The following is a 19,551-nucleotide window of genomic DNA, read 5'->3' as shown; positions in this document are numbered from 1 at the left end:
TTTATATCAACCATAGTCTTACTTAATTAAATTATCTTCTGCAAACTTCCAGTTAATCATATGCTTGATAAATATGTCAACATAATCAGGACGCTTATTACGATAATCAATATAATACGCATGTTCCCAAACATCACATGCGAGAAGCGGCTTCGTACCGTTTGCTATAGGAGTGCCGGCATTAGCAGTTTTTATAATTTGTAACCTATTATCGTGATATACAAGCCATGCCCAGCCACTACCGAACTGCCCTACTGCCTCTTGTTTAAATTGCTCACAAAATTCTTCAAAGCTATCGAAATCTTTATTAATTTGTTCTAATATTTTGCCGCTTGGCTTACCTCCGCCCTGTGGCTTTATTGAATGCCAAAAAAAGGTATGATTCCATGTTTGAGCTGCATTATTAAAAATAGCGGCATTTGAGTTTTGTGATGACCATTCGATTATTTCCTCTAAATCTTTCTTTTGTAGTTCTTCTTTATCTGAAAGTAGTTTATTTAGATTTTGTACATAAGCATTATGATGTTTACCATGATGATAATCGAAAGTCTCGTGAGTAAAATGCGGTTTGAAACTCTCTTTATCATAAGGTAAGTCAGGTAAGACAAACGGATAAGAAGTTTGATTAGATTTGTTGCAATAGGTCATAATTATTTTCTCCTAGGTTTGTTTTTATGCTGTGTCATACCGCGATTTGACCGCGGTATCCAGTTAAGAATACTAACTTATTAGTATTCTTAGTTGTTTTTATGAATCTCGTGGTCAAGCCACGGGATGACAATTGGATAGCAACTTATAAAAATCGGAAGCTAAATAAAGCGATCCGGTTATTATAATATTTGCTTTATTATTGCCGTTTATCTTCTTTATATCACTAATCGCTTCTTCGAGTGAGTCGCTTTCGCTAAAATCAATACCGCTCCTTCTGCTTTCCAAATTTATTGTTTCTGCACTATAGCTTAATGGTTCGGATAAAACTTTAACACCGTAACCTTTAATTGTCAAACCCTTAAAGTATAAGCAAAATTCCTCGACACTTCTATTTTTAGTCATACCGAGTATTAAATATATCGGTGATTTTAAATTATCACGAACCCAATTTGCCAAAACTTGAGCTCCGCTATTATTGTGAGCTGCGTCTACCCAAATTTGAACATTATTACCTATTAATTTTGAGTATTTTTGTAGATCGATTTTTTCAATTCTTGCAGGCCAAATAGTATTTTGTAGTCCTCTAGAGATAATTTCATTACTTATATTAAATTGTTTATTTATCAAACTTATTAAAGCAATAACGCTTGCAGCATTGATTAATTGATGATCGCCGGCTAAAGAGGGAGTCGGAAATTCATAGGTAAAATTTCGTGATGAGTAGATAAATCCGTTGTCCGTCTTTTTAATACCGAAATCATATTCATAACAGAAACTAGATACTTCTAGCTCTTCACTCTTTGCAAATAATGTTTCATAAACTTCCAAGGTCTGCATACTTATAACGCAAGGAACGCAAGACTTCATAATACCAGCTTTCTCAACTGCTATTAGAGGTAATGTATCACCCAGCATATTCATATGATCATATGAAATAGGCGTAATTAAAGTAATTAACGGCTGCTTCACTATATTTGTTGCGTCTAACCGACCGCCAAGGCCCGTCTCTAAAATTAATATATCGGCTTTTGTTTTCTCAAATGCTAGAAACGCTGCTGCCGTAGTACCTTCAAAGAAGCTAGGTTCGATATTAAATTTTTCGCTTACTACTCTTACCTGCTCGCAAACCTGCCATAATTCATTATCTGAGATTTTCTCGCCTGCTATTACGATTCGTTCATTAAACTCTAATAAATGAGGAGATGTACAGCAATGTACCTTATAACCAGCAAACGTAAAGATGCTTTTGAGCATAGCGACACTTGAACCTTTACCATTTGTACCTGCTATATGTATGACGGGAGGAAGCCTTAAATGAGGATCACCCAAAGCTTTTAAAAGTCCTTTAATATTCTCTAAATCATATTTAATTTGATTTTTCCAATTCCGAGTCGGCACCGGAAAATGCGGCATTAGCATTTGTTACTGTTTTTTTCATGAATGAAAGTTGGTGTTGTTGCATGGCTTGAAAAACCTACTCGATGTCATTCTCGCGGAAACGGGAATCCATGATAAAGCAAGATAAATCGGGCTTTTAAAAAGCTTAAAAGTACTGGATTCCCGTTTCCGCGGGAATGACATCGAAACTTTAGATCAACTGTTTTTAGGTAATACCGAAGTTCATCGAGTCTTTGATTTTACTATATTTACAAGCCCAACTAGTAATATTGACTTTATTATACCGGGTACAATGAAAAATAGTATACCACTATAAAACGCTTCTTTTAATCCTAAGAATTTAGACAGCCACAACCAGCCGAGTCCGCTAACTATAGCATTACCGGTTAAATATAAAATAAACTGATTTAAGAATTTATTAGCGGTAAAAGCTTTACTTTTTAAGCTTGCCATGACATGTACAGCAATTGGAAAACCAACCAAATATCCAGCAGTAGGTCCTGTTAATTTAGCGAGTCCTCCTGAATAATTCATCATAACAGGCGCTCCCATAACGCCTATAGCAATGTAACATAACATTGTCAAAGGAGCAGTAATTTTATCGTAAGTTAGTCCGATAAATAGCACTGCAATGGTTTGTAACGTTACGGGAATAGGTTTAAAAGGTATTGTTATTTGTGAACAAATTGCAAGCAAAGCCACACCTAAAAATACCTCAAGAGTTCTTTGTTTGAACAAAGAAAAAGAAATTGAATTAAGTTGCATAAGCTACCTCATAATTTATTTTTAAAGTAAATAACTAAATAGAATGATATAGGATTGCTGTCAATAATTAAAATTCAAAAATCTAAATCTATATAATAGCTCGGAGGGGCAAAACCTGGGATTCGATCTTGTAATAATAACCTAAAAGCCGGTCTTGATTTAATTAGTGAATACCAATGTTTGATAAGTGTCCATTTATCCCAATAAATTTCACCGAAATAGTCTAGTACCGATAAGTGACAGCTTGCGGCAATATCGGCAATAGTGAGTGAATCCGATGCGATATAGCTCCTTCTTTCTAGTAAGGAAGTTATATATTCTAAATGATGATTTAAATTATTTTTAGCGGCGCGTAAAAACTCGGTTCTTGGGCTACTCATTTTAGCAATTGATCTTATAACTTTTTCATCGATGATAATTTTGGTAACTTCACGATAAAACTTATCGTTAAACCAAAAAAATAATCGTCTAATTTCGGTACAAATATCAATATTTTCATCTAAAAAATTAAAATTCGGATATTTGCTATTAAGATATTCGGCAAAAGGATAAATTCCTATTACGAATAAGCCGTACGATTCTTCTAAAACAGGTAAAGTTCCTGACGGGTTTATCTTTAAGAATTCTTTATTAAATTGCCAATAATCTTCTTTAATTGTAGTAAATTCTATATCTAATTCTTTTAAAAAGACACGAGCTTGTCTTGAAAGAGGGCAAATAGGATAATGATATAACTTTTTCATTAAATTGTTCTATGTCATTCCCGCGTAGGAGGGAATCTAATAATAAACAGGTTTAATATGTTGTAAAATGTTGTAAAAATAAAAATTTTTTTCTACTGGATTCCCGCCTACGCGGGAATGACACAAAGCTAGTTTCTGTATGATTTATGATTAAGTTTTACATAAGGATTTATATAAAACTTAAAAAGGTCTATAAGCCGGATTCTGTATGAATTAAATTCATTGCAGTTATTTATCTAGGATAAACGTTACCGTTTACCTCAAGCGATCTACCCGCATTACAAGCCGGTTAGAGATAACCCGGGAACTTACAATATTGAGTTCTGTAACGCCTATTTGATCTTGCTCTTGGTGGGGTTTACCATGCGTAATTTGTTACCAACTTACCGGTACGCTCTTACCGTACCTTTTCACCCTTACCAAAAATACTCGATCAACTTCAAAAATTGGCCACGTCATCCTACAAGAGCTACGGTTCTCACGTATTAAGTATACGCTGCGATCCTCGCCTTGTAGATTCCTTGCTCTTTTTGAAGTTGATCTTCGTATTCATACTTGGCGGTATATTTTCTGTGGTACTTTCCCTAAAGTAAATTAATGCTCCGCCGGAGATTAGCCGGCACCATACCTCTATAGAGTCCGGACTTTCCTCGTGGCCCATAGTTTTGCTATATCACCACGCAACTGCACGACCGTTTAGAATTATGGTCAATTTTCTTAAATTAGTCAATAACATTTAGAGGAAATTCAATTAGCTTAATAAGTATAATAACAAATTTATTAATAAATTTAAAATTTCAACTATTTTATTAAAGATATTCTTAATTTAACGTTGCTACTATGTTTTTCATACTGTATAAATGTGGTTTAATGTTCCTAAACACATAATATTGTTAGCAAATTTTGATATATGATATGAAAAAATTAATTTATTATTTTGGCAGTAATGGTAGTGATGGAAACGCTGGTATGAAAAATATACTAGGTAATAAAGGTGCCGGTCTTGCCGAAATGTCTAACCTAAAACTACCTATTCCGGATGGTTTTACAATAACTACGGAGCTATGTAATTACTTTTATACCCACAATAATAACTTTCCTAAAAATTTTCAAAATGACTTAAAAAATGCTATTACAAATCTTGAAACAACTACCGGTAAAATTTTCGGTAGTACAAGCAATCCTTTGTTATTATCGGTGCGATCGGGTTCCACGGTTTCGATGCCTGGAATGATGGATACTATCCTTAATCTTGGAATGAATAACGAAGTGTGTAATGCTCTTGCTGATTCGTGCGGTGATAAACGATTTGCTCTTGATAGTTACAAAAGATTTTTAGAAATGTACGGTTCAACGGTATTATCTATACCTAGTGATTTATTTGAACAAATTTACGAAAAACACAAGATTCAAGCTGATATTTATAAAGATAGCGACATTACTGCAGAACTATTAGAAAAAATTATTGATGATTTCAAAAGGTTGTATATTAAGTATACTAAGCAACTAATTAATAATCCTTATGAACAATTAGAATCGGCAATTAAAGCGGTGCTACATTCATGGAAGAGTAATAGAGCGGCTATATACAGAAAAATTAATAATATTTCGGAGGACTTCGGTACGGCTATCAATATCCAAGCTATGGTTTTCGGTAATTTAGGTAAAACTTCAGCTACGGGAGTTGCTTTTACTAGGTCACCCTCTACAGGAGAAAAAAAGCTCTTTGGGGAGTTTTTGATAAATGCTCAAGGTGAAGACATAGTTTCTGGAACTAGAACACCTATGCCTATTATCGCAAATGATTCAAACTCTATGCAAGCAATGATGCCAAAAGTGTTTAATGAGTTATCACAAATTGCAAAAAAGCTTGAAGAACATTACTTAGATATACAGGATATAGAATTCACTATAGAAAATAATAAATTATATATCTTGCAAACACGTACTGCAAAAAGAACAGCCATTGCGGCTATTAACGTTGCCGTACAAATGGTGGGAGAAAAGCTTATTTCTAAAGAACAGGCCTTAATGCGAATTGATCCGGAATCATTAAATCAATTATTACATACAAGAGTTGATTACAGTAAGGGGCCTATTTCCATTGCCGAGGGCCTTCCTGCTTCTCCGGGTGCTGCAACCGGTATTGCAGTATTTTCGCCTTATGATGCCGAAAAACTGTCCCATCATCATAAAGTAATTTTAGTACGACATGATACCAGTCCTGAAGATATTAACGGGATGCATGTTTCTGCTGGTATCTTAACTATTAGAGGAGGAATGACTTCTCATGCCGCGGTTGTGGCAAGAGGTATGGGGAAACCTTGTGTTTGTGGCACAAGTAATTTATTAGTAGATGAGAAGAAACAAACATTAAGTGTGGGTGACCTAATTATTAAACAAGGTGACGTTATAACGATTGATGGAGGTAGCGGTAAAGTCTTTTTAGGGGAAATGCCGTTAATTCAACCTACTTTCAGTGAGGAATCAAAGTTAATTTTAGATTGGGCAGACGAAATTAGCAGTTTAAAAGTTCGTGCAAATGCCGAAACGGTTAATGATGCTTTAGTATCCATAAAGTTTGGAGCTCAAGGTATCGGTTTGTGCCGTAGCGAACATATGTTTTTTGATAAAAATAAAATTCCTTTAGTGAGGGAAATGATTATTGCTCCTGATATAGATCGAAGAAAGCTTGCCGTGCAGAAATTATTACCTCTGCAAACTGAAGATTTTAAAGCTTTATTCAGAGTAATGAAAGGCAAACCAGTAAATATTAGATTACTTGATCCGCCGTTGCATGAATTTTTACCTACCACCGACGAAGACAAAAAAAATCTAGCAAATAGCTTAAATCTACCTTTATCTATGATTAATCAGCGTCTTCATGCTATGCATGAAGTAAATCCTATGCTTGGTCATCGCGGGTGTCGCCTTGGTATATGTTCACCGGAAATTTACCAAATGCAAGTTGAAGCAATCTTTACAGCCATTTTTGAGCTACATAAAAAAGAAAATATAGAGTGTAATTTAGAGCTAATGATTCCTCTGATTAGTAATGTAAGAGAGATAAAAAAGCTTAAAATTGATATTTATGAGATAATCCACGAATTAGAAAAAAATTATAAACATAAATTCTCTTTTAGCCTTGGCACTATGATCGAGCTACCGAGAGCAGCGCTTAGTAGTAAAAAAATAGCCAAAGAGGTTGACTATTTCAGCTTTGGTACTAATGATTTAACCCAAACTACTTATGGAATCTCTAGAGATGATATAGCCTCTTTCCTACCTTATTATTTAGAAGAAAAGATTTTTGAATCTGATCCGTTTACTACTCTAGATGAAGAAGGAGTAGGAGAATTAATTGAAATTGCTATAAAACGAGGAGAAAGCAGTAATGCTAATTTAAAACTCGGAGCTTGCGGGGAGCATGCAGGAAACCCTACCTCTATAGAATTTTTCCATAGAATGAATTTAAACTATGTATCATGCTCTCCATACCGAATCCCTATAGCAAGGATTGCCGCGGCACAAGCTAAAATTAAACATGGGTGATAAAGACGTTGTTGCGTGATCGTTTTATGTCATTCCCGCGGAGGTGGGAATCCAGTACTTTCTGGTGTCATACCGTGGCTTGACCGCGGTATCCAGTTAGAAAATTAGTATTTCTTATTGTTTTATGGATACCGTGGTCAAGCTACGGTATGACACCGAGTGCTTTTTTATATCCACGCAACAATGCTGAGATAGGAATGACATAGAAGGTGTTTTTCAAGCTACGCAATAATACCCCGTAGGATTCCTAAACCGGCATTTCAAATGTCGATAACTCGCCTATAAGATTACTAGAATCACCTACCGGTATTATTGTATATTCATCGGCATCTTTGACAGCATTATGATTACCCTCTTTATCAAATATGATTAGGAGTTTATCGCAGTTTCGATATACTATACTAGGATATAACCTGCTATCTTGATCAATTTTTAATTCTATTTTATCACCAAAGAATTTTACTCCGTTTTCCCCTTCGCTTCTATGAACAACACCCTTTTTTAGAGCATTAGTAAATATATCAAATGTTACCTTTTAAAGTTTTAGGTTAGAATCAATTACTGCATACCAATCCTTCTTAACCTTGATAACTTCTTCTGACTTTGTCGTAAAATCTACCCCATCATCAATATGCCATTAAATTGTCTTTTTACTCCCAAGTAATTTTTGTATTTGTTGTTTATGTAGTTTTTCTTTTTTATATTTAAAATATTTTTGAACTAGTTTTTGATCAAACTGAATAAGAGCAGCATGATCTTCTGCGTTTATTATTGCTTCTATTTTTTTAAAGCTATCTTTATCCTTCGGTGCTTCAGATACTGATCTTACATACGGCTCATATATCATTTTATCGGAAGAAAGCGTAGAGGTTTCAATTATTTCTGTTTCTTTTGGTGTAGATTCTATAGGAACTTCGTTAAGTAAATGATCTTCATTACTACTTAATATATCTTGTATAAATGTTCCTTCTTTTATCAAATATAGAAGTCGCTCTTTAGTTTCAGCCGGTATTTCAGAATTATTTAAAGAATCGCCATATAATTTTTCTATATTCTGTATATAAATTTTTACTTATTGATTAGAATTTGCCTGATAAAATTTGCTGCTATAGGCTGTAACAATAAACTCTACCCATTTTTTATCTATAAGCACTTCCGACTTAATATCTGCTAAAATTTTGTCGCATTTGTTTAAATATTGATCATTCGAATTATAAAAAATAAGTTCTATGTGTTTTAATGCTAAAATATTATGATTAGCTAAAATGGCAGGATATTTTTGGTATATCTTATTTAAAAATTTACATCCATTAGTAAAATCTTTTTGTTTTAAAAATGATACCAAACAATTATGCGTTGTATCATAAAATAACTGGTTATTATTTGTCGTTACTGCTGCTTTAATATTTTGTCATAGACACTATAAGCTAATTCAAACTGTCCGTTATATGTATATTGCTTGGCTTGTATATTATAATATAATTGGCTTTTTGAAGGATCATTTTTAAATTTATTAAGGGATAATTTATCAAAATTATACTTCTCCAATATAGTGTTAAATGCTTCTAGGTTTTGTGAGTTAGGTAATGTTAAATAAGTTGTTATTAGCAATAAAGATTTAAGATCGTTATCTGTTATTTTTTCTGCTTCTGCAATATCTGCATTTGGATTATGTAACGTATTAAGATAAATATTATGTTTGTTTACTATTATGCTTTGGCTAGGATCTAATAGCTCTGCTTTAGATAAATAATCCAGTGCTTTCAAAGAATCAAAGTTAGAATAAATAATTCCTGGTCGCACCTCCATTTTACAGATGTGGGTATTAAATGCTATACGTTCAATAAGAGTTCCGATGACTTTATCATGAATATCCAATGACTTGGAAAAACAAATTGTTTTACGTGCCAGTCTTTTGCATCTTGTTCTAAGATTTAAGTTACCCCGTTCTATCCGTTGAGTATATTTTTTACTAACAATGTGTTTTTTGGGATCTAATAACCTAGCATAACTTCCCTATCCATCTGTAAAGTAAAAAGTAACCTTAAAATCCTCCGGTTTTTTTTCAGTAATGATTCTGATGTGCTATCACATCTTGTACCAAAAGTATAAGCAACTACTTTTAACAAAATCTTATCCAAAGAATACCAAAGCCATCTTTGTTTGGATTTATTCTGTACATAAGACCATTGTTCATCTATTTCAGGAGCAATAATTACTTCTATCGTATTGATAGAATGATTTATCTTTTTTAACGCTAGATTTTTTTAAAACACGGATAACCGTATTGATACTCACTTTTAATACTCTTACTGTATCCCTAACTCCAGAGCCATTGATTGACATATCTACTATCTGAGCCTTGACTCCAGGCTTAGAGGCATTATTAATATATTACAGTTGAAAATATCGATTACACTGCTTGCATTGATATCTCTGTTGTTTTGAAATTGAATATCCCGCCTTTACTACTTTTTCTGTGTCGTTACAATATCTACACTTAACATCTATTCTTGATCTACACTTAACATCTATTCTTGCCATAACTCCTTAACTATAATTCTCTCTTATTACTGTTTGAGGATTATAGACTATTCATGCTAAGCTGCAATACGGGGGCGCGGCCAAAAACCTGTAGATGGTTTAAATCCAATATCTATGCTTCATTTTTCTGCAATGTATGGAGCTAAAAACTGCGCCGAATATCTTCTTAGTAAAAAATTTGATATAAATCAACCGGACGGCGGTAATTATTTACCGGTGGAATACGCAATATTATCTAACCATACAGGCATCGTAAAGCTATTTATACAAAAAGGCACTAAAATAGATGAGCATGTAATTAGTAATTTAGCAATTGCATATAAGGCTAAACATGATGATGCTATCAAATTATTAGATACTATACCTAATAATTTGATAAAGTTAAATAGTTACATACTATATGAAAAAGCAAAAAATCATCCCAGTGTAAAAAACAACACTAGTTTATCTGATAAGACAAAAACACATTATACCGAGTTTTCAGAAAATTTAAAATCTATAGAAGAAAATGGGTCGTGCCCCCGTATTGCAGCTTAGCATGAATAGTCTATAATCCTCAAACAGTAATAAGAGAGAATTATAGTTAAGGAGTTATGACAAGAATAGATGTTAAGTGTAGATCAAGAATAGATGTTAAGTGTAGATATTATAACGACACAGAAAAAGTAGTAAAGGCGGGATATTCAATTTCAAAACAACAGAGATATCAATGCAAGCAGTGTAATCGATATTTTTAACTGTAATATATTAATAATGCCTCTAAGCCTGGAGTCAAGACTCAGATAGTAGATATGTCAATCAATGGCTCTGGAGTTAGGGATACAGTAAGAGTATTAAAAGTGGGTATCAATACGGTTATCCGTGTTTTAAAAAAAATCTAGCGTTAAAAAAGATAAATCATTCTATCAATACGATAGAAGTAATTATTGCTCCTGAAATAGATGAACAATGGTCTTATGTACAGAATAAATCCAAACAAAGATGGCTTTGGTATTCTTTGGATAAGATTTTGTTAAAAGTAGTTGCTTATACTTTTGGTACAAGATGTGATAGCACATCAGAATCATTACTGAAAAAAACCGGAGGATTTTAAGGTTACTTTTTACTTTACAGATGGATGGGGAAGTTATGCTAGGTTATTAGATCCCAAAAAACACATTGTTAGTAAAAAATATACTCAACGGATAGAACGGGGTAACTTAAATCTTAGAACAAGATGCAAAAGACTGACACGTAAAACAATTTGTTTTTCCAAGTCATTGGATATTCATGATAAAGTCATCGGAACTCTTATTGAACGTATAGCCTTTTAATATCCACATCTGTAAAATGGAGGTGCGACCAGGTTTTTTAAAGTTTAATTTTAGTGTTTCTATAAAATATTTTAGTAGATCTACTCTGTAGCTTGCTGCAATAAATTCAGAATGTTTTGATACTTCTGGTGCAATTAATTTACCGCCGTTTTTAGAAAATAATTCAAGAATGCGTAAATCTTTACTATCTATAGCTACCGTAATTAATTTATCTCTACTTATGGGATCATTTATCAAAAATTATTTTTCTTCTTTCAAAAGTTTTTCATTTGCTTTAACTGAAAAATTACTAACACTCGTATTACTGCTATTAACTACTTTTTTAACATATTCCTTTCCCATATATTTACTCTACTAAATTAATTAATATGTTGTTAAAAATTAGGCATTCTAAACTTTTTTTAAGAAATTGTAAGATTTACATTTTTATATTTGTTGGTAGAATGTTTATAGTGAATTATTTTAAAAAATATATGATTATAGTACCGATATTAAGTCTTTTTGGGTTCTCATCTTTTTTTGCTAAATATTTCAAAACAAAATTGACCTTTGCTATTCCCGTAACAATCGGCATATTAGTAGCAATTTTATATTGCTTTGCTATGTTAAAGCTATTACCGACTGCAACATATATATGTTATTTCATCGGTATATTTTTAGCTTTCATGTCGTTCCCGTCCTTTATGTCATCCTCGCCCTTGATGTCATTCCTGCGGAAGCAGGAATCCAGAAAAAATATAATTGAAATTATTATGTTTGTTTTACTAATTTTCATATTTTTTCTTTATACAAGAGACGCCTCACTGTATACTTATGATGATTTTTCGCACTGGGGCGTATTTACTAAGGAATTGCTATATTCCGGTGTTTTTGAGAATCAGGCTTCGTTAACTTCCATTATTACTACTCACGCCCATTATCCAAGAGGTGCTGCCGCTTATCATTATTTTATGCTTTCACTTTCAGGCTATTCGGATGGTAATGTATTATTTGCTCATTTCTTATTACATTTAGCATTTTTAGCACCTCTGGCTGCAAATAAGAAACTTTGGCAAACTGGTATGTTGTTTTCTATGATACTTTGTGGCGTAGTATTATATACGACGGGAATTCGTTCAATATATAACGACAGTACTATTGGCTTAATGTTTGGAGCTATTTTTGTGATTTATATCCTTGAGGGGGACAAGAAAAAGGCATTATTGTTTATTTTACCTATCACGATATTGCTTGCACTTTTCCGAGAAATTGGAACATGGTTTGCAAGTTTTGCTTCTATAATTCTTATAGCTCATTATATTATTTTTTATAAAAAGCCTAAGAAATCAAGCGATTATGTTATATATCTGATACTACTTACCCTACCGATTTTATGTAATTTTATTTGGATGAGCTATTTTAAAAATACTCATGATTTTTTTGATAGGGGCGAACATAGTTTTAGCAAGTTAGTATATATTGCTGAAAATTTTAATGAACAGCATGGATCATTATTGCTAAATTACGGTAAGTTTCTTCTGTTATTCCTAGTAAAGGAAGGAAGTTTAGTGGTATATACTATTTGTATAGCGGCATGGTATGAAATTCGTAAATATAAATCGGATTTGCTGAAAGAGTATAAATTTTTTCTGATAAGTACGTTTGTTTGCTTTATAATCTTTGCTTTGTGGCGGTTATATTTATATTTCTTTAACTTTAGTTATGAGGAGGCAATTAGAGGAGCATCGTTACTTAGGTATCTAGGATGTTATGTTATAGCTATCGGAATGATTGCAGCTACATATGTTAAGGATAGTATTTTCTTAAATAAGCAAAGTAATGAAGAACTATTTATATTCATTCTTCTTTTTATTATTTCTACATTTTCCGTAGTAAAAAATATACTAAGAATCAAGCACTTAAACTTAGAACAAAAGAATTTTATCCAACAAACAATAGAAGTTAAAAAGCTATTAGAGCAGGGCAATAAAATTGAATTTAACTTTAGCGGTAAGAAGGATAATTTACAATGTTATATATTAAATTATAATCTAGCACCGTATTTAGGTAAAAAATCTTTACAAGAATGTATAAAAGCCCCTAAAGGAGCAACGATAGAGATAAAGAAAGAAACGTTATACGCCCCTTTTAAATATTAATTACAATAGCTGAGATTCAATCTTACATTTAGTAAAATAAGATAAGTATTAAATAGAGGATTAGAGATGAATCTAAATCAAAAAATAATAAAGCCAAAAATAGGATTACTGGGATTAGCTAGGAGTCTTGGAAGTATATCGTCAGCGTGTAAAGCTATGGGATACAGCAGGGACAGTTATTATAGGTTCAAAGAGCTATATGAAACTGGGGGAGAAGAGGCGTTATATGAGATTAGCCGGAAGAAGCCAATTATAGCAAATAGAGTTGATCCTGCGGTAGAGAGAGTAGTATTAGATATGGCGGTAGAATACCCAGCTTATGGTCAGATGCGAGTATCAAATGAGCTTAAAAAGACTGGTATTCTTGTATCACCTGGGGGGTTAGATCAATTTGGCTACGTAATGATTTAAATAATATCAATAAAAGACTTAAAGCATTAGAAGTAAAAATGGCTCAGGATGGTATTGTTCTTACCGAAGCTCAGTTACAAGTATTAGAGAAACGGCGTAGCGAGAAAGAAGCTCATGGAGAAATAGATACACAGCATCCAGATTATCTAGGATGCCAAGACACATATTATGTAGGTAATTTTAAAGGTATAGACAAGGTATATTCTCAGGTATTTATTGATAGCTATACTAGGGTTACAGATGCTAAATTATATACTGATAAAACAGCTTTTACCGCTACTGACATGCTTAATGATAGAGTACTGCCGTGGTATGAGAGTCAGCAAATACCAGTACTTCGTATTCTAACTGATAGAGGTGGTAAATATAAGGGCAATATAGAGTATCATGCTTTTGAATTGTTCTTAAGCATTGAGGGTATTGAGTATACTACTACTAAAGCATATTCTCCTCAAACAAATGGTATGTGTGAACGATTTAATAAAACTATGAAACAAGAATTCTTTGATACAGCTATGCGTAAAAAGATTTATACTGATCTTGATGATCTACAACTAGATCTTGATATTTGGTTAGAGCATTACAATAACGAAAGATCACATTCCGGTAAATATCGCTATGGTAAAACGCCTATGCAGACTTTTATGGATAGTAAAAAGTTAGATGTTGAAAAGAATAACGAAATCTTATATCTTGAATACTCATCTGACAGTCATAACTTATCAGACATTCAGATATAGTTTTTATAGTGTCTGTAGGATTAGATCTTGATTTCTACATCCAGTAAAACATATAACTTCTGTAGCAATATTGAAGTTATTTTCTGGATTCCCGCCTACGCGAGAATGACATCGAGCTGATTTTTTTGATCCATGCAACAACGCCCTTTCGCAGGAATGACATTAATGAGACCAACACCCTAATGAAATGAGATAAAACTACTAAAATGGATATAAAATATAATTTAGTTGCTGCTTACCGAATAATTGCGTATTTATCGCTGGATGACCATACTTATACGCATCTATCCGCAAGACCTAAAGAAGCTGATTTTTACTATATTTATCCTTTTGGACTAAGGTTTGAAGAAGTAACTACAGAGAATCTTTTAAAAGTTAGTTTAGACGGAAAAATTTTAGAAGGAGAAGAATATCAATATAATAAAACTGGCTATTTTATTCATGGTAGTATTTACAAAGCACGGCCTGATATTTCTGCTATTTTTCATTATCATACTCCCGCAAGCGTAGCGGTGTCTTCTTTAAAATGTGGGCTTTTACCAATCAGCCAGTGGGCATTACATTTTTACGACAGAATATCATATCACGATTATAATTCTCTAGTGCTAGATGCCGATAAACAGAGTAGTAGGCTTGTTAATGACCTTAAGCAAAATTACGTGATGTTACTTCGTAATCACGGTGCTATTACCTGCGGTAAAACTATTCATGAAGCTATGTTTTATACTTACCATTTAGAACAGGCTTGTAAAACGCAGGTGCTACTAAATTCTAAAGAACAGCAAGAGCTTATAGCGCCTTCCGCAGAAATATGTAAGCAGACGGTAAAAGATTTATTATCGTTTGAAGAAGATTTAGGCAAACGTGACTGGGAAGCTTGGCTACGACTTGTGAAGATGTGATTATAAATGATTCTTGCAGCTTTAAATTTAATATCTTGTACTACCTTTACTATAAATCATCAGTAGCAAATGACAGAAGTAATTTGCTATTTGCATTATAAAGCTCTTATTTCCCCGTGATAACAATTAAGCTCAAAAGAATTAGGATGAAATCGAGAGCAAGTATCTAAGGCTGTAATATTAGTATCATTATCCACTTCTTTTAACCAACTAATTAATGATTCTAAATATTTATGAGATTCATCACCTCCAATAGTTTGTAGAAATCAAGATTTAATCCTATATAATTTTTATAGCGTCTGTAGGATTAGATCTTGATTTCTACATCCAGTAAAACATATAACTTCTGTAGCAATATTGAAGTTATTTTCTGGATTCCCGCCTACGCGAGAATGACATCGAGCGGGTTTCTCGAGCCATGCAATAACGCCAGTTTCTTCTCGCAATGACGATATCTATCTTTAGTTAGTAATGCTTGGTGGGACGGTTAAATACTCCTCTTTCCATAGTTCATTATAAAGAATAGGATCAATATTACCGCCTGAGATTAGTACTAGTAATTTTTGAGATTTGGATTGTGTTTTTAACCAATTTACCACTGCAACCATATTTATGCTACTTGACGGCTCGCATATTACTTTAAGTAAATGAGTAAGCCATGCCGTCCAGTAATATATTTGATATTCATCCGCTAAATGAAAACCATCAAGTTTTTTTAAATATTCAAATGTACGAGCCGATACACTCAAGGTTTTAAGACCGTCTGCAATAGTATTAGGTGCGTCATCAAATCCATATATTGCACCATTTTTAACTGACAAATAGGCGTCATTAGCCGTAAGAGGTTCTGAACCTATTAATAAACTTGTGGAGGATATTAATTCCTTGGCAAGATACGAGCCGGAAATTAAACCGCCGCCACCACAAGATGCAAAAATAGCATCAGGACTAAAGCCTAGTTGCTGTAATGCTTCATAGCATAACGTGCCGGCACCTGCTATTGTAGAATCGCTATCAGAAGGGTGCATATAGTAAAACCCTTGCTCTATATCTTTTTTTGCTCTTTCTTCTGCTTCTTGCCTAGTCGCTGTGTATATAACTTCACCACCATAATGAAGAGTTGCTTGTTGCTTTACTTTTGAAGTATTTAACGGTAAATAAATTCTTGTTTTAATACCGAATAATTTACTCGCATAAGCAAGACCGATTCCATGGTTACCTGTACTATAACCGACTATTTTATCAGGTAATTTTCCTTGTTCCTTTAGTTCTAATAAATGATTTAATACCCCCCTAACTTTAAATGCACCGGTTTTTTGCAATGATTCAACTTTAAAAAAAATCTCGTGACCGAGCATCTCATTTAAGCTTTCAGAGTGAACGATCGGAGTTAAATGTAGATATTGTTTTATTCTATTATGTGCGGCTGCTACATTTTGAGAGGATTGTAGGAATAAATTCATAAATATAATTAATAAAGATGGCTTGAAATCGTGTTTATACTATATTATATAGTTAATAATTGGAAATTTTAAAAGGTTTTAATTGATGAATAAAAAATCCCTACCGCTTATGGCATTACGAGATATGGTAGTGTTCCCAGGAGTAATTGCTCCTATTTTTGTGGGCAGGCAAAAATCGCTGCAAGCACTCTCTCATACTACCATTTCCGAGGAAGATAATAGTAAATATATTTTAGTAACTTTACAGAAAAAGTTTGATCAAGAAAACCCTAGTAAACATGAACTTTATAACACAGCTATACTCGCCAAGATTATCCAAATAGTGAAGCTGCCTAATAGTACGGCTAAAATCTTAATAGAGGCAATAGCACGAGTAAAGCTAAGCAATATTAAAGGCAATGATGCTTTTGAAGCGAATTACGAAATTATTTCGGATGAAGAAATATTTGACGTTAATAACATGCGTTCACTCGTTGATAATGCAGTACAGCTATTCGCTAAATATGCCGTTAATGATAAGAAAGTTAATGCAGAAATTATTGAAACTATCAATAAAGAAATAAGTAATAGCACTAATTTCATAAATATTATTAACATATTAGCTTCACATTTGATAACTTCACTTGAGGCAAAGCAGCATTTATTAGAAGAAACCAGCCCCTTTAAACGTATCACTACAGTTATTAGCACGCTTACCTCCAATATAGTAAATTCAGAAACCGAGCAAGCTCTGCAACAAAGAGTAAGGAAGCAAATTGAAAAAACGCAGCGTGATTATTATCTGCACGAACAAATGAAAGCCATTCAAAAAGAGCTTGATGAAGACAAATCAGAACTTGCCGATATTGAGAAAAAAATTAAAAGTTTAAAATTATCAAAAGAAGCTAAAGAGAAAGCAGAATCTGAGCTTAAAAAACTCCGTAGCATGAATCAAATGTCGGCAGAGTCGGGGGTAACACGTAATTATCTAGAGACTTTGCTTAGCTTGCCTTGGGGTAAATATGATCATACTAAAATTGATATTAATCAGGCAGAGAAAATTTTAAATCGTGACCATTTCGGACTCGAAAAAGTTAAAGAACGAATTATAGAATATTTAGCGGTATTACAGCGTTCGAATAAAATTAGAGGACCTATATTATGTTTGATCGGTCCTCCTGGTGTCGGTAAAACTTCGCTCATAAAATCTATTGCCGGAGGTATGGGAAGAAAATACACTAAATTTGCTCTTGGTGGCGTTCGTGATGAAGCAGAAATCAGAGGACACCGAAAAACTTATCTTGGATCAATGCCCGGTAAAATTCTTACTCAACTTAAGAAAGTTAAAACTAGTAATCCTGTGATGCTTCTTGATGAGATTGATAAAATGAGTTCTGATTTTAGAGGTGATCCGGCATCTGCTTTGCTTGAGGTATTAGACCCTGAGCAGAATAGTCATTTCGTAGATCACTATCTAGAAGTAGAATATGATCTATCAAATGTAATATTTATTGCTACTGCTAACTCTAATGATTTACCGAGAGCTTTAAGCGATAGAATGGAAAAAATATATATTTCCGGTTATGTAGAGGAAGAAAAGCTCCAAATTGCCAAAAATTATCTGGTTCCAAAACAACTTAAAGTACATAAAATTAAGAAAGATGAGATTACTATATCCGAAGCGGCAATTTTAGATTTAATTAGATATTATACTAAAGAATCAGGAGTAAGATCTTTAGAACGTGAAATAGGAGCGTTAACTAGAAAAGCATTAAAGCAAATTTTAGCTGATAAGACGCTCAAGCATGTTGCCATAGATAGTAATAATCTTGAAGAATTTTTAGGTCCTAGAAAATATAATTTCGGGCTTGCCGAGAAAGAAGATCAGATAGGAAGTACTACAGGGCTTGCATATACTGAAGTAGGAGGTGAGCTTTTAACTATTGAAGCTTTAGCATTCCCAGGTAGAGGTGAAATAAAGACCACCGGAAAGCTAGGTGATGTTATGAAAGAATCGGCAATGGCTGCCTATAGCTGCTTTAGAAGTAGAGCAACAAATTTTGGACTAAAATACGATAATTATAAAGATTTTGATATTCATATTCACGTACCAGCCGGTGCTATTCCAAAAGACGGTCCTTCTGCTGGTTGTGCTTTGTTTACAACTATTGTTTCATTAATGACTAAAATACCCGTACATCGCACCGTAGCAATGACAGGTGAAATTACTTTGCGAGGAAATGTCTTACCTATCGGCGGTCTTAAAGAGAAGCTACTTGCTGCAAGTAGGGGAGGGATTAAAAAAGTACTAATTCCAGAAGAGAACGTCAAAGATTTAAAAGATATACCGCCGAATATAAAAGAAAGTTTAGAAATTATATCCGTGTCAAATGTTGATCAAGTACTAAAGCACGCTTTAGTAGAAATACCGTTAAACAAATAGAGATCGGTCATACGACTTATATTTTTAAAAAGCCCTTGATGTAATTCCTGCGAAAGCAGGAATCCAGTAACCTTTAATGTTATCCTGTGATCAAGCCACGGGACCTCGTATCGCATACTAAGTCCTAAGATACCGCCAAAGAAACTTGGATTTCTGCTTTCGCAGGAATGACATCAATATCCACGCGGGCAATGCCTTCTCGCAATTACGGAAAAACCGAGCCATACAATAGCACCGCAATCTTTCGACTAATCCATAAAATTTATTACTTTCTTATAAGTAATTCCAAAAATCTATTGTTGTAAAAAAGTTGCTATAAATTACTTATTATTAATAAAAAAATCAAAGATATTAAGAAAGTTTTTAGCAACGGCATCACTATGCGGAACATTATTTACTAGTTCTAATGCAGCAGGAGCAACGGTTTTAACTACAGGTCTTGTAGATGTAAATCTTAATACTAACGCAGGTCTTGCGACTCTCTTTAATAATAACGATACTATTCAAAT

General features: G+C 33.4%; 16 protein-coding genes, 1 other RNA gene and 3 pseudogenes. 9 read left to right on the top strand and 11 right to left on the bottom strand.

Features of this window, described 5'->3' with window-relative positions; genetic code table 11:
- Window positions 1-18: 18 nt before the first annotated feature.
- From AAGD46_RS03765 to rnpB, 5 genes are all read right to left on the bottom strand, one after another.
- Window positions 19-648, bottom strand: a complete 630-nt coding sequence (locus tag AAGD46_RS03765) for a superoxide dismutase (RefSeq protein ID WP_341787813.1) — start codon at window positions 646-648, stop codon at window positions 19-21.
- Window positions 649-762: 114 nt separating this feature from the next.
- Window positions 763-2,070: a folylpolyglutamate synthase/dihydrofolate synthase family protein gene (locus tag AAGD46_RS03760; protein WP_341787812.1), complete on the bottom strand. Its 1,308-nt coding sequence runs from the start codon at window positions 2,068-2,070 to the stop codon at window positions 763-765.
- Window positions 2,071-2,271: 201 nt separating this feature from the next.
- Window positions 2,272-2,814, bottom strand: a complete 543-nt coding sequence (locus AAGD46_RS03755) for a biotin transporter BioY (protein ID WP_341787811.1) — start codon at window positions 2,812-2,814, stop codon at window positions 2,272-2,274.
- Between the two features lie 74 nt (window positions 2,815-2,888).
- On the bottom strand, window positions 2,889-3,557 hold the full coding sequence (locus AAGD46_RS03750; protein WP_341787810.1) for a glutathione S-transferase family protein: 669 nt from the start codon (window positions 3,555-3,557) through the stop codon (window positions 2,889-2,891).
- A gap of 177 nt (window positions 3,558-3,734) precedes the next feature.
- An RNA gene (rnpB, locus tag AAGD46_RS03745) (RNase P RNA component class A) lies at window positions 3,735-4,257 on the bottom strand.
- Between the two features lie 215 nt (window positions 4,258-4,472).
- Here rnpB and ppdK point away from each other — a divergent pair.
- Window positions 4,473-7,109, top strand: coding sequence for a pyruvate, phosphate dikinase (gene ppdK / locus AAGD46_RS03740; RefSeq protein WP_341787809.1), 2,637 nt, complete (start codon window positions 4,473-4,475; stop codon window positions 7,107-7,109).
- A 637-nt stretch (window positions 7,110-7,746) separates the two neighbouring features.
- Here the strand turns inward: ppdK and AAGD46_RS03735 are convergent.
- The 4 genes and pseudogenes from AAGD46_RS03735 to AAGD46_RS03720 form a co-directional block, all read right to left on the bottom strand.
- The gene (locus AAGD46_RS03735) at window positions 7,747-8,088 is read right to left on the bottom strand and encodes a hypothetical protein (protein ID WP_341787808.1); all 342 of its coding nucleotides are present in this window, start codon (window positions 8,086-8,088) and stop codon (window positions 7,747-7,749) included.
- A gap of 93 nt (window positions 8,089-8,181) precedes the next feature.
- Window positions 8,182-8,454: a hypothetical protein gene (locus tag AAGD46_RS03730; protein WP_341787807.1), complete on the bottom strand. Its 273-nt coding sequence runs from the start codon at window positions 8,452-8,454 to the stop codon at window positions 8,182-8,184.
- Window positions 8,455-8,498: 44 nt separating this feature from the next.
- Window positions 8,499-8,918: a hypothetical protein gene (locus tag AAGD46_RS03725; protein ID WP_341787973.1), complete on the bottom strand. Its 420-nt coding sequence runs from the start codon at window positions 8,916-8,918 to the stop codon at window positions 8,499-8,501.
- Window positions 8,919-8,945: 27 nt separating this feature from the next.
- Window positions 8,946-9,653, bottom strand: a pseudogene (locus tag AAGD46_RS03720) (IS1 family transposase); the annotation flags it as partial.
- 114 nt (window positions 9,654-9,767) lie between these two features.
- Between AAGD46_RS03720 and AAGD46_RS03715 the strand changes: the two are divergent.
- The 4 genes and pseudogenes from AAGD46_RS03715 to AAGD46_RS08955 form a co-directional block, all read left to right on the top strand.
- Window positions 9,768-10,190: an ankyrin repeat domain-containing protein gene (locus AAGD46_RS03715; protein WP_341787806.1), complete on the top strand. Its 423-nt coding sequence runs from the start codon at window positions 9,768-9,770 to the stop codon at window positions 10,188-10,190.
- Window positions 10,191-10,444: 254 nt separating this feature from the next.
- Window positions 10,445-10,534 (top strand): IS1-like element transposase, encoded by a 90-nt coding sequence (locus AAGD46_RS08965; protein ID WP_341786649.1) that lies wholly within the window; start codon window positions 10,445-10,447, stop codon window positions 10,532-10,534.
- A gap of 11 nt (window positions 10,535-10,545) precedes the next feature.
- Complete coding sequence (locus AAGD46_RS08960; RefSeq protein ID WP_410525965.1) at window positions 10,546-10,746, top strand: IS1 family transposase; 201 nt, start codon at window positions 10,546-10,548, stop codon at window positions 10,744-10,746.
- A 55-nt stretch (window positions 10,747-10,801) separates the two neighbouring features.
- Window positions 10,802-10,966, top strand: a pseudogene (locus tag AAGD46_RS08955) (IS1 family transposase); the annotation flags it as partial.
- On the opposite strand, the gene AAGD46_RS03705 reads toward AAGD46_RS08955, so the two are convergent.
- On the bottom strand, window positions 10,910-11,203 hold the full coding sequence (locus tag AAGD46_RS03705; RefSeq protein WP_341787805.1) for a hypothetical protein: 294 nt from the start codon (window positions 11,201-11,203) through the stop codon (window positions 10,910-10,912). The pseudogene AAGD46_RS08955 and the gene AAGD46_RS03705 sit on opposite strands and share 57 nt — an antisense overlap.
- 236 nt (window positions 11,204-11,439) lie before the next feature.
- Here AAGD46_RS03705 and AAGD46_RS03700 point away from each other — a divergent pair, with 236 nt between their 5' ends.
- The 3 genes and pseudogenes from AAGD46_RS03700 to AAGD46_RS03690 all read left to right on the top strand — a co-directional run bounded on the left by AAGD46_RS03700 (window position 11,440) and on the right by AAGD46_RS03690 (window position 15,157).
- Window positions 11,440-13,104 (top strand): hypothetical protein, encoded by a 1,665-nt coding sequence (locus AAGD46_RS03700; RefSeq protein WP_341787886.1) that lies wholly within the window; start codon window positions 11,440-11,442, stop codon window positions 13,102-13,104.
- Between the two features lie 66 nt (window positions 13,105-13,170).
- A pseudogene (locus AAGD46_RS03695) lies at window positions 13,171-14,255 on the top strand (IS481 family transposase).
- A gap of 206 nt (window positions 14,256-14,461) precedes the next feature.
- A complete protein-coding gene (locus AAGD46_RS03690) occupies window positions 14,462-15,157 on the top strand; it encodes a class II aldolase/adducin family protein (RefSeq protein ID WP_341787804.1) in 696 nt (231 codons plus the stop codon).
- A 461-nt stretch (window positions 15,158-15,618) separates the two neighbouring features.
- Here the strand turns inward: AAGD46_RS03690 and AAGD46_RS03685 are convergent, their stop codons facing one another.
- Window positions 15,619-16,620, bottom strand: coding sequence for a serine/threonine dehydratase (locus tag AAGD46_RS03685; RefSeq protein WP_341787803.1), 1,002 nt, complete (start codon window positions 16,618-16,620; stop codon window positions 15,619-15,621).
- An 85-nt stretch (window positions 16,621-16,705) separates the two neighbouring features.
- Here AAGD46_RS03685 and lon point away from each other — a divergent pair, with 85 nt between their 5' ends.
- Window positions 16,706-19,042, top strand: a complete 2,337-nt coding sequence (gene lon, locus AAGD46_RS03680) for an endopeptidase La (protein ID WP_341787802.1) — start codon at window positions 16,706-16,708, stop codon at window positions 19,040-19,042.
- The last annotated feature ends 509 nt before the right edge of the window (window positions 19,043-19,551 follow it).

Source organism: Rickettsia endosymbiont of Cantharis rufa, assembly GCF_964026445.1.
Classification (GTDB): domain Bacteria; phylum Pseudomonadota; class Alphaproteobacteria; order Rickettsiales; family Rickettsiaceae; genus Rickettsia.
Note: the sequence above shows the minus strand (reverse complement) of the source record. Positions and strands in the feature narration are given on the sequence as shown.

What these genes read in the sequence shown, in the direction of transcription:
- AAGD46_RS03765 (WP_341787813.1), bottom strand. Translation starts at nt 648, where the DNA reads ATGACCTATTGCAACAAATCTAATCAAACTTCTTATCCGTTTGTCTTA.
- AAGD46_RS03760 (WP_341787812.1), bottom strand. Translation starts at nt 2,070, where the DNA reads ATGCTAATGCCGCATTTTCCGGTGCCGACTCGGAATTGGAAAAATCAA.
- AAGD46_RS03755 (WP_341787811.1), bottom strand. Translation starts at nt 2,814, where the DNA reads ATGCAACTTAATTCAATTTCTTTTTCTTTGTTCAAACAAAGAACTCTT.
- AAGD46_RS03750 (WP_341787810.1), bottom strand. Translation starts at nt 3,557, where the DNA reads ATGAAAAAGTTATATCATTATCCTATTTGCCCTCTTTCAAGACAAGCT.
- ppdK (WP_341787809.1), top strand. Translation starts at nt 4,473, where the DNA reads ATGAAAAAATTAATTTATTATTTTGGCAGTAATGGTAGTGATGGAAAC.
- AAGD46_RS03725 (WP_341787973.1), bottom strand. Translation starts at nt 8,918, where the DNA reads ATGGAGGTGCGACCAGGAATTATTTATTCTAACTTTGATTCTTTGAAA.
- AAGD46_RS03715 (WP_341787806.1), top strand. Translation starts at nt 9,768, where the DNA reads ATGCTTCATTTTTCTGCAATGTATGGAGCTAAAAACTGCGCCGAATAT.
- AAGD46_RS08965 (WP_341786649.1), top strand. Translation starts at nt 10,445, where the DNA reads ATGTCAATCAATGGCTCTGGAGTTAGGGATACAGTAAGAGTATTAAAA.
- AAGD46_RS03700 (WP_341787886.1), top strand. Translation starts at nt 11,440, where the DNA reads ATGATTATAGTACCGATATTAAGTCTTTTTGGGTTCTCATCTTTTTTT.
- AAGD46_RS03690 (WP_341787804.1), top strand. Translation starts at nt 14,462, where the DNA reads ATGGATATAAAATATAATTTAGTTGCTGCTTACCGAATAATTGCGTAT.
- AAGD46_RS03685 (WP_341787803.1), bottom strand. Translation starts at nt 16,620, where the DNA reads ATGAATTTATTCCTACAATCCTCTCAAAATGTAGCAGCCGCACATAAT.
- lon (WP_341787802.1), top strand. Translation starts at nt 16,706, where the DNA reads ATGAATAAAAAATCCCTACCGCTTATGGCATTACGAGATATGGTAGTG.